The organism is Streptosporangium sp. G11 (assembly GCF_051192615.1).
In the GTDB taxonomy this organism is placed as follows: Bacteria; Actinomycetota; Actinomycetes; order Streptosporangiales; family Streptosporangiaceae; genus Streptosporangium.
Map to the genome: position 1 here is coordinate 1 of NZ_JBPJUQ010000157.1, position 8,913 is coordinate 8,913.

The window sequence follows — 8,913 nt, forward strand, 5'->3', positions numbered from 1 at the left end:
CTTCCCCATAATCGAGACCTTTCCCATGATCCGTGGACCATGATCCAAAGCCTCCGGAAAAACGGGGGAAGCTCAACGTGTACTGCGAGGCGTCCGCCCGCTGGAAGGACCCGCGTGCTCAGATGCTGGACGGCACTCGGTGGCAGGCGGCCAAGTGCCCGGCCATGACTGACCTGTTCCTGTCCGAAGACCCCGTCTAACTCCTGGCAGAGCAGGCGCTGGTGCTGTGTACCAGGCTGCACCAGTTCTTGTGCACCGTCAGATCGCGCACGCCTCTGCCGTGGGATGGCGGCCGGTGTCACCGTCGGCGCTGAGAGGCTGCCGCGCGGATGGCTACGGCGTACGGTTCGTCGGCCGCCCGGCTCGAGAGCGGCAGGTCGGCGAAGGGGACAAGCGCGGGGTGGCCGGGATCGCGCGTGCTCATCCACGCCGACCAGGCGTCATGGACGTCCTCGGCGCTCACCTCTTCGCCTTTGGCCCGCAGCAGCACCGCGTACAGGACGAAAAGCCCGGCGGCATCGTCCGGTGGCGCGGCGCCGGCCGGCAGCAGGCTCCGGATCAGGTGCGCGTCTGCGTCCAGGTAGCTCATGCTAAGAGTCTGCCCGCCAGCAGCAGCAGATGCAGCATCACGAACACGCCGGGCACGATCCGTTCGGTGCTGCCCAGGTCGGCGTAGCGCCCCCGCCACGGCCCTGTACGGCTGGCCAGCAGCGCCTGCCACTCGCTCCCGAATGGCTGCACGGGCAGTTGCAGCTCGATCTCGTTGATGACGGCGAACTTGGCCCGGTTGAGGTCGCGGTAGCTGCGCAGCTGCACCCACCATGTGCCTGACAGCACCACTCCGACCAGCGCGAACACCACCGAGACCGGCCACGATCGCGCGGCGGTGAACAGCGACAGCGCCGCGACCGAAAGCAGCGTGCTCTGGATGGACAGGAAGAAGGCGTTGGCCAGGGTGCGCCGGGCCGAGATCCGGTCGGCCATCTCCACGGCGATCTTGTAGAGCTCGATCACCGGAGCCAGGTCGTTGCCGGGGGCGGGCGGTGTGGACAGCTCGGCACGCGGGACGGACACCGTCGATCACCTCAGTCGTTTGTGCGCATGGGCTAGTAAGGGGTAGGTGGCCAGCTGGCCGCCGACGGCGATCTGGCCGACCAGCAGGCTTCTGGTGCCGTCGCCGGCGTTGGGCGAGTCGGGCGCCATCCTCGACCAGGCGCGCCTGATGTGCGTGGCCAGGTAGCGGGTGTCGCTGCCGGTGTCGGCGAGAACGACGACGCGGTGGATCGGGTAGCGGTCGATGACGCGCTGGAGTTCGTAGCCGGTGCCGATGTTCTCCTTCTGGAAGCCGGACAGGTCGATGACGACGAGGTCGGCGAGATCCAGCAAGGTGTCGACGGCGCGTTTCCAGTAGGCGCCGTGGCACAGGTAGGTGGACATGGGGTAGCCGCCTTTGAAGTCCCAGACGCGCACGCCTCTGCCGCCGGTGCCCCTGATGATGCGGAATCCACGGGGCAGCGGCTCGCGGGGCCGCGCGTCGAGTTCGCGCTGCATGCGCCGGTCGGAGGCGATGAACAGCTCCCCGATCGTCCCGTCGCGGCGCACCCGCATCAGCTCGGAGAGGCGCACGGAGGCGGCGCTGCGCAGCAGGTGGACGTACCCGCAGCGGCGGAAGGCCCCTTTGACGAAGTCGCGCACCCGCAGCTCGTTCTCGAACAGCCGGAAGTAGGCGATGCTCAGCGGTGGGTGGCCGAAGACGTTGCGCGCGGCGCTGACTTTGGTGAGGCCGAAGACGATGGCCGCGGGCGGCGCGTAGTAGGTGATCTTCAGCTCGGGGATGACCGGCGCTCGGTAGCGGGACAGGGCGGCGGTGGCGGGCGGCATCAGCTCGGCGAAGGCCGGATCCTGCGAGAGCTTGCGCACCTGCCTGGCCAGCAGGCGCCGACGCGTGACGTCGACGGCGACCACGAGCAGCACGACCAGCCCCACACCGCCCGCCACGGCGGCGACCAGCGTCGCCTCCTCAGTACGCGAGCCCATCCGCCCGGGCGTGAGCAGGGTGCCCAGCGCCACGATCACCAGCGGGAAGGCCACCCATATCAGGGCCAGCGTCAAGACGTTGCCCAGCGTGGTACGGCCGGGCCGTGACATCCGCAGGGCGGCGCCGTGCTCGGCCGAGGGCGGCAACAGCAGCGCCTTGACCGGATCGCGCGCCCGCCGCCGCTGCGACAGCGCGATCTGCCAGCGGACCACGCGCACGACCAGCGCCACGGTGAACAGCAGGGAGGCCAGGCCGGTGCCGCCGGCCAGCCAAGGGAAGAGCTCGACGTCGCGGGGGATCTGCACGCCGCCGGTCAGCTCGGGAACCCAGCCGTTCATGTAGGCGAAGACGAGCGAGGCTATGCCGCCGGTGTAGAGGCCGCCGAGCAGGTTACCGCGCGCCGCCTCGGCCTCGGCCGCCGGGTCAAGCCGATACTTCATGATCCACCTCCGTTCCCACCGAGTGTGACCACCCAAGATCCCCGGCACACGAGTAGCCCCTACTCGACATACAGGGCCATCCGGAATGGGACGTCAAGATCTCTGCGGCAGTCAACTCGTAGACTTGATCTTGCCTGTAGCTGTAGCGCGCGTTCACATAGATGGGCATATCCACCACCACGCAAATCCGGGGCTGTCGGAGGCCAGCGTCCAGACCATCGGCCGCGCTCACGCGGTCCACCCGGTCACCGCCGTCCAGAGCGAATACTCCCTGTGGACCCGCGACCCCGAGACCGACGTACTGCCCACGTGCGCGGCGCTGGGCATCGGGTTCGTGCCCTTCAGCCCGCTCGGCAAGGGGTTCTTGACCGGATCGGTCGAGGCCTCGACCTCCTTTGCCGACGGCGACATCCGCGCGACCATCCCGCGATTCACCACCGGCAACCGCGCGGCCAACCAGGCGCTGGTGGACCATATCGCCGTGCTGGCGCACGCCAAGGACGCCACCCCGGGGCCGGCGGCTCGATCTGCTCGCGGCGGCACTGCGCGAGCAGTTCCCCTCGCACGCGGTCGGGGTGCCGCTCGGCGTGCGCGACGTTGACCGCCAGCCAGTCGGTCAGCTTGTTGGCGTCGGCGACGCTGCACACCTGGTAGCCCAGGTGCGCCCGGATCTGGGTGCGGTGGTACTCGAGGGTGCTGCCGGTCCACTCGTACAACCCGAGGTCTGCCGCGGGCACCTTCATCTGGCGTCCCACATGCTCGACGGCCTCGTCCGGCAGCTCGGATCTGCCGCGGGGGAAGCGACCGTGCTGGGTGTAGAACTTCAGCAGCAGCGCAAACCCCAGACGAGTCGCACCACGCTTGCCTGCGATGAGGGCCATCTCGTCCGCGAGGACCGTCCAGTGCTCGACCAGGTCGTCAGTGCATAAGGGCGCCCGTTCCATGCCAGGTAATCCACCGCGGGAAGACAACCATTACAGGGGGGCAGACCAAGTAAGCAGGGAAGGGGCACGCCACAGGTCAGAGCCTTGATCGGAGGCATGTCCTCGACTCGCGGGAAGCGCTGTTCCCGCACATTACCTGCCGGTACGGCAAGGCCACTGCCCCTTTCCGCCGTACTTGGTCTGGCCCCCCTTCCGAGCCGCCGGGCGCCCACGTCGCTGGCCGCGAAGAGGACAAGGAGCCTTCGCTCCGCGTGCGGTACATCCGCCCTTTGCGCTCATGATCAGCCTGTGGCGGAGTGACGTGGGGACTTCGCCCAAACGGAGCTGTCATGCCGACTGACAAGCGCAAGCGCGAAATCCGAGCCCGCCAGGCCTCCACCGGGGAGTCGTACAACGCAGCCGCCCGAGCCCTGGAGCGCGCCGCCGCCGAGAACGTCGACGCGCCCACCACGCGGCCGGTCGCGCTGGCTCTGCCGTACGAGGTGCGCGTCTTCACCGCGCCGACCGGCCCTGGGGTGTTGATGGAGGACTCTCACCACACCCAGGCATGGTGCGCCACCCCCGCCCCTGCGGGCGAGATCGCCCAGGCCCTGGTCGCCTGGGAGGGTCCTATCCGCCGCGTGCAGGTCTGGGACCACACCGAGCGCATGCGCGACCCCAACGCCGCCATCTGCCAGGTGCTGCAGGTCGACGCCGAAGCGCGACGGCCCCAGCGGCCGGCCTGCCCGCCGAAGGGCTCCTTCCGCTACCGCCCGGCCGGTCCTGGCCCCGAGTTGGCTGCCGAACCCGAGTGGCTGCCCACCGCGTTCGCGCCCCCGCGGTACGCCCTGCACGCCTGGACCCCGACCGGCAGAGGCGCCGGGCAATGGCACACCCTGGCCTGGTGCGAGAACGGCCGGATGGGTGCCGCGAGCATCGCGGCCGCACTGCGCGTCGGGCTGGAGGACGGCCCGTATCCGTGGGGATACCTCAGCGGCCCGCTCGGCGAGGGCTGGCCCGGCCAGCCCAGCCGGGAACGTGGCCGCGCGTGTGCTGGCCTCTACCCCGACCGTGCCCCCGGCGAGAGGCACCCGTGGTGCGACTACACCCAGGAACTGGATGACCCGTACGAGGACGGGTTCCGGGCCTGGCTGACGTGCACCCTCGAAGCCGGGCACGTCGACCCGGGATCTTGGGACTATCCGGCCGGAATTGAACGTTAATCCTTCCGCTGCTGGGCAGCGTGGGGTCAGCAGTCTCCGAAGACGCCGATCGAGAGGGCTTTTCCGAGGCTTGGACGTCGACTTCCCACAGCTCAGGACGCGCCGGTCGGTCTTAGCGTTCAATTCCGGCCGGATAGTCCCAGCACCCCAGCACGCGCGGGTCATCAAGCGGGATCTGCGGCCGCGGCACGGCGTGCTCCTCAGGGAGTCGGGGGCTGGTCAGTGGGGTCGCCCTCGGCAGCGGCTGCAAGGGTTTTGTGGACGACGCCGACGGAGACCTTCACCCCGGCGGCGATGGTGCGGATGGATTCCCCGCGCCGGCGACGGTCGAGGATCGCGGCGCGTTTGTCGTCGTCGACCACGGGGCGGCGGCCTCCGACCTTGCCTTGCTTGCGGGCGGTCTCCAGGCCGTTCTTGGTCTTGCGGACGATGTCGCGGCGGCGGTCCTCGGCTAGGGCGAGGGCCAGGTTGAGGATGAAGGAGCGTTCGGTGTGCTCGCCGACGGCGATGCCCTCCAGTACCTTGACGCCGATGCCTTGCTGGAACAGGTCGTTGAGGACGATCAGTCCTTCCAGGAGGTTGCGGCCGAGCCGGTCGACTTCCTGGACGGTCAGCAGGTCGCCTTCGCGGATGTAGGACAGCGCGGTGAGAAGGTCGGGCCGGTCACTGGTGGCGAGCTTGCCGCTGGCCTTCTCCGCGATGACCTTCAGGCAGATCGGATCGAGGGCGTCGTGCTGCCGCTGGGTCTTCTGCTTGTCGGTGCTGACCCGGACCAGTCCGATGAGTGCCATGGCGAGGCACCTCCGTTCATCAAACGTCACGCGCGAGGTACCTGAACGGTAGCGGAGAGCGACCGAAGATGAACGGCAAAATGAACACCCGAACCGGACACGGCGCACGATGGTCCCCGTTCGGCCGGGTGTCCTTGGTTGCGTTCGTCAAACGCTCGTTAGATGAACACCCGACCATGCGGGCCACCGCCGAGCAGAGTGCTCCCTGGCCGACCTCGTCCCCGACGAGATCGCCCGGCTGTGCCCGCTCGGCCCGGCATCCGCGCTCGGTGTCAGTTGTCGATGGCTTGGTAGAGGGTGGTCCAGAAGTCGTTGATGAGTCGCGGCGAGTCCAGGGTGGACATCCCGGTCTGGGTGAGCAGGATGCCGGTGAGTTGGTTGGTCGGGTCGGCGTAGGCGGTGGTGCCGGTGCCGCCGTCCCAGCCGAACTGGCCGGTGGGGGCGTAGTCGCCGCGGTAGGTGCGCACCCCCATCCCGAAGCCCCAGCCGCCGTGCAGTCCCTGACCGGCCGTCAGATGGGCGATGTTCTTGTACATGGCGTCCCGAGCAGCCTCTTGCTCGGGGGTGAGGCGGTTGGTGGTCATCAGCTCGACGGCGGCCCGGGACAAGATCCGTTGGCCTTCGTGCATGCCGCCATTGAGCAGCATCTGGAAGTAGGCGAGGTAGTCGTCGGCGGTGGAGACCAGCGCGCTGGCGCCCTGGAACGCCGGAGGCTGGACGGCCCGGCCGCCCGCCGCCTCGTCCCACAGGGTGAACTCGCCGGTCTGCGGGTCGGGCCCGTACAGGGGCGGCAGCCGGTCGATCTTGCCGGCGGGCACGTGGAACCCGGTGTCGGTCATGCCCAGCGGGTCGAGGACGCGTTCGCGCAGGAACGTCTCCAACGACTGGCCGGCGACCCGGGCGACCAGCACGCCGAGTACCTCGTAGCTGAGGTCGTACAGCCACCGCTGGCCGGGCTGGTACGCCAGCGGCAGCTCGCCGAGGCGGCGCATCCACTCGTCCCGGTCGGGCGCCGGCCCGGAGGCCACGCTGTAGTCGGTGGCCTTGAAGGTCGCAGCCCTGATCGGGGAGTCCATCAACTCGAAATCCACACCGAGCCCGAACGTGGAGGTCAGCAGGTCCCGCACGGTGATCGGCCGCCGCGCCGGAACCGTGTCCTCCAGCGGGCCGTCGGGCCGCGTCAGCACGCGCCGGTCGGCGAGTTCGGGCAGCCACGGATCCACCGGGTCATCCAGCCGCAGCCTGCACTCATCGAGCAGGACCATCGCGGCCGCCGTCGTGACCGGCTTGGACACCGACGCCATCCGGAAGATCGTGTCCCGGCGCATCGGCGCGCCACCCTCGGCGCGCATCGTCCCGATCGCTTCGACGTGCGTCGGGCCTGCCCGGCTGACCAGGGCGACCAGCCCGGGAATCTTCCCGGACTCGACATGGCGTGCCAGCACCTCGCGCAGTCTGCGCAGCCCCGCCTCGGAGAAGCCGCTGTTGCTTTGTCCCATTATGAATCTCCTTGTCCACAGTGTTCGATCTCGCGGCCGCCCTGGTGGCCACCGGCCCCGTCGAGGCGGCCATACGATGAGCGTGCACCCTGACCCAAGGTCAAGGTCAACCCCTCTCGCGATCATGGGCTGACCTGCGCCAGCCTCAGGCATCCCCGGGGCCTGGGCCCGAGGTCGGGCCGCGGTCCGCGCGGTCCGGCGCGGTGATGGACTGGAACAGATGCGCGCTACCCTGGCCCTGTGATCGCCCGCCACCAGTACCCCAAGGTGAATGCGAAGGCCGTCACCGATGCGGTGTGCGCAGCCTCCCGCGATCGGGAGGTGCGCTGAGCCGATGGCAGACGGGCTCACCATCGGCCAGGCGGCGGCGTTCGTCGGCGTCACGATCAAGACCGTGCGGCACTATCACCGGCTCGGCCTGGTCGCCGAACCGAAACGTGACAGTTCGGGCTACCGGCGTTATCGGTCGGCCGACCTGCTGCGGCTGGTTCAGGTCCGGACGCTGGCCGAGGCCGGCGTGCCGCTGGCCGAGATCGGTGACCTGCTCGACTCCGATCCCGAACTGTTCGCCGCCGCTCTGGACGACGTCCGTCGTCGGCTCACCGAACGGATCGAGGACCTGATCGCGCGCCGCGACACGCTGCACCGGCTCGCCCACGGTGACCGGGCCCTACTGCCCGACCGTGCCTGCGCGGTCTTGGACCGACTCGCCGACCTTGGCTTCAGGTCCGACTACGTGGCCACCCAACGGGAGGCTCTGGTGCTGGCCCGGGCACTGGTTCCGGAGATCTTCGACAGCTTCCTGACCCGGCTCGAGCATTCGCTCGACGATCCCGAGCTCGTCGAGCTGACCAAACGCGGCGTCGATGCGATGTCCTGGGCTCCCGACGACCCGCGCATCGAGGAGCTGGCGTCCGCGCTGGCCGACAAGCTGCTGGCCGACCGCGCGCTGCTGGCGGCGCCGACCGGGTCGTGGAACCAGTCCGACGCCGCCGCGCGGTACGGACTGATCAACCACCATCGGGAAGACCAAGCGCCGGCCATCGCTCGGTTGAACGCGCTGGTCGAGGCGAGACTGCACGCGGCGGGCATCGACATCCCGAATCACCCACACCGACCTTGAGAACGCTGTAGCTCGGCCGCTGGACCACCGAGCAGGGTGCACGGCGGGGCGCCGCGCTGATCGCTGACCTCACCGGCGAGGTAGCGACCGGCGGCTGCTGGAGGCAGTGGACTTCATGCTCGCGCACGCCCGCCAGACCTCGGAGTACATCTCTGACCGGCATACCTCGGGCGCGACGGACGGGTGGGAAGCAGACGCGGCGGTTGGACGCATCTCCTTGATCATCAGGTCCGCCGTTTATTGGAACACTCCCGGCCGTCGGGGGCCCGGGGTCAGGGGAGGGGTTGGGGCCCGCCGTGACGACCACGAACCGCAATCGTGATCACTCACACAGCTACTTTGGGGCTGAGGTCAGCTTCGGGAGCGGAGGGCCATGAAAGCCCAGAGTTCATGCGAACTGAAGGTTCTTCAGCGGGAACTCATGTGGGTTTGGCATCTGAGGGCCCGTTCGGCTCGTGGGTTCAGTGCACGAATGTCGCGAGGCGTGTCAGCGAAGGGTAGCTTCGACCGCTTGCGGCAGGGCGGTGTCGGTGATGACCAGTTCGTTACCCAGGTTGAGGATGCGCACCTCGCCGTGATCAAGTTCAAGCCGGAGGCCGATCTCCGTCTCGATCCGATGGTCGACAATGCGATGAACGGCTCGGATCGACTGGCCGAGAAATTGGCTCATCAGGAATTCCTCTGGGGCGGGACCGACGGTGACCTGGCCGTACTCGTCCATGTCATAGGAGTCGTGTGGTTGATCAAGCGTCAGCTCGAGCGAGTCGTCGGGGGCGGTGTGGAAGCGGACAGGGCCTAGTACTGCAACGGCGCTTGCGCGGATAGATCGGTTTGCCGATCATTTATGTCTCGTGACGGTTGTAGATCTTGAGGCGT

Annotated in this window: 9 protein-coding genes and 1 pseudogene; 3 read left to right on the forward strand and 7 right to left on the reverse strand. The window is 68.6% G+C overall.

Features of this window, described 5'->3' with window-relative positions:
• Nucleotides 1-298 precede the first annotated feature (298 nt).
• From ACSDR0_RS48035 to ACSDR0_RS48045, 3 genes are read right to left on the reverse strand one after another with little or no spacing between them, the layout of a single operon-like run.
• Nucleotides 299-589 (reverse strand): DUF7701 domain-containing protein, encoded by a 291-nt coding sequence (locus tag ACSDR0_RS48035; protein ID WP_435295682.1) that lies wholly within the window; start codon nucleotides 587-589, stop codon nucleotides 299-301.
• Nucleotides 586-1,074, reverse strand: a complete 489-nt coding sequence (locus ACSDR0_RS48040) for a RipA family octameric membrane protein (protein ID WP_435295683.1) — start codon at nucleotides 1,072-1,074, stop codon at nucleotides 586-588. Before ACSDR0_RS48040 ends, ACSDR0_RS48035 begins: the two co-directional genes overlap by 4 nt.
• Nucleotides 1,075-1,080: 6 nt before the next feature.
• Nucleotides 1,081-2,478, reverse strand: a complete 1,398-nt coding sequence (locus ACSDR0_RS48045) for a hypothetical protein (RefSeq protein ID WP_435295684.1) — start codon at nucleotides 2,476-2,478, stop codon at nucleotides 1,081-1,083.
• 85 nt (nucleotides 2,479-2,563) lie between these two features.
• On the opposite strand from ACSDR0_RS48045, the gene ACSDR0_RS48050 reads away from it, so the two are divergent.
• Nucleotides 2,564-3,079 (forward strand): aldo/keto reductase, encoded by a 516-nt coding sequence (locus ACSDR0_RS48050; protein ID WP_435295685.1) that lies wholly within the window; start codon nucleotides 2,564-2,566, stop codon nucleotides 3,077-3,079.
• Here ACSDR0_RS48050 and ACSDR0_RS48055 read toward each other — a convergent pair.
• Nucleotides 3,048-3,422, reverse strand: a pseudogene (locus ACSDR0_RS48055) (DUF4158 domain-containing protein); the annotation flags it as partial. The gene ACSDR0_RS48050 and the pseudogene ACSDR0_RS48055 overlap by 32 nt on opposite strands.
• A gap of 329 nt (nucleotides 3,423-3,751) precedes the next feature.
• Here ACSDR0_RS48055 and ACSDR0_RS48060 point away from each other — a divergent pair.
• Nucleotides 3,752-4,624 carry a hypothetical protein gene (locus ACSDR0_RS48060; protein WP_435295686.1) on the forward strand — a complete coding sequence of 291 codons (873 nt, stop codon included), beginning with the start codon at nucleotides 3,752-3,754 and terminating at the stop codon, nucleotides 4,622-4,624.
• A 200-nt stretch (nucleotides 4,625-4,824) separates the two neighbouring features.
• On the opposite strand, the gene ACSDR0_RS48065 is transcribed toward ACSDR0_RS48060, so the two are convergent.
• A complete protein-coding gene (locus ACSDR0_RS48065; RefSeq protein WP_435295687.1) occupies nucleotides 4,825-5,415 on the reverse strand; it encodes a recombinase family protein in 591 nt (196 codons plus the stop codon).
• 272 nt (nucleotides 5,416-5,687) lie between these two features.
• Nucleotides 5,688-6,914 carry a serine hydrolase domain-containing protein gene (locus tag ACSDR0_RS48070; RefSeq protein ID WP_435295688.1) on the reverse strand — a complete coding sequence of 409 codons (1,227 nt, stop codon included), beginning with the start codon at nucleotides 6,912-6,914 and terminating at the stop codon, nucleotides 5,688-5,690.
• A 334-nt stretch (nucleotides 6,915-7,248) separates the two neighbouring features.
• Here ACSDR0_RS48070 and ACSDR0_RS48075 point away from each other — a divergent pair, with 334 nt between their 5' ends.
• Complete coding sequence (locus ACSDR0_RS48075; RefSeq protein ID WP_435295689.1) at nucleotides 7,249-8,037, forward strand: MerR family transcriptional regulator; 789 nt, start codon at nucleotides 7,249-7,251, stop codon at nucleotides 8,035-8,037.
• Nucleotides 8,038-8,524: 487 nt separating this feature from the next.
• Here the strand turns inward: ACSDR0_RS48075 and ACSDR0_RS48080 are convergent, their stop codons facing one another.
• Nucleotides 8,525-8,758 (reverse strand): hypothetical protein, encoded by a 234-nt coding sequence (locus ACSDR0_RS48080; RefSeq protein ID WP_435295690.1) that lies wholly within the window; start codon nucleotides 8,756-8,758, stop codon nucleotides 8,525-8,527.
• Nucleotides 8,759-8,913: the final 155 nt, after the last annotated feature.

Bases quoted from the DNA above. Each gene is read 5' to 3' on its own strand.
- ACSDR0_RS48065 (WP_435295687.1), bottom strand. From the start codon at position 5,415: ATGGCACTCATCGGACTGGTCCGGGTCAGCACCGACAAGCAGAAGACC.
- ACSDR0_RS48035 (WP_435295682.1), bottom strand. From the start codon at position 589: ATGAGCTACCTGGACGCAGACGCGCACCTGATCCGGAGCCTGCTGCCG.
- ACSDR0_RS48050 (WP_435295685.1), top strand. From the start codon at position 2,564: ATGGGACGTCAAGATCTCTGCGGCAGTCAACTCGTAGACTTGATCTTG.
- ACSDR0_RS48060 (WP_435295686.1), top strand. From the start codon at position 3,752: ATGCCGACTGACAAGCGCAAGCGCGAAATCCGAGCCCGCCAGGCCTCC.
- ACSDR0_RS48080 (WP_435295690.1), bottom strand. From the start codon at position 8,758: ATGGACGAGTACGGCCAGGTCACCGTCGGTCCCGCCCCAGAGGAATTC.
- ACSDR0_RS48075 (WP_435295689.1), top strand. From the start codon at position 7,249: ATGGCAGACGGGCTCACCATCGGCCAGGCGGCGGCGTTCGTCGGCGTC.
- ACSDR0_RS48070 (WP_435295688.1), bottom strand. From the start codon at position 6,914: ATGGGACAAAGCAACAGCGGCTTCTCCGAGGCGGGGCTGCGCAGACTG.
- ACSDR0_RS48045 (WP_435295684.1), bottom strand. From the start codon at position 2,478: ATGAAGTATCGGCTTGACCCGGCGGCCGAGGCCGAGGCGGCGCGCGGT.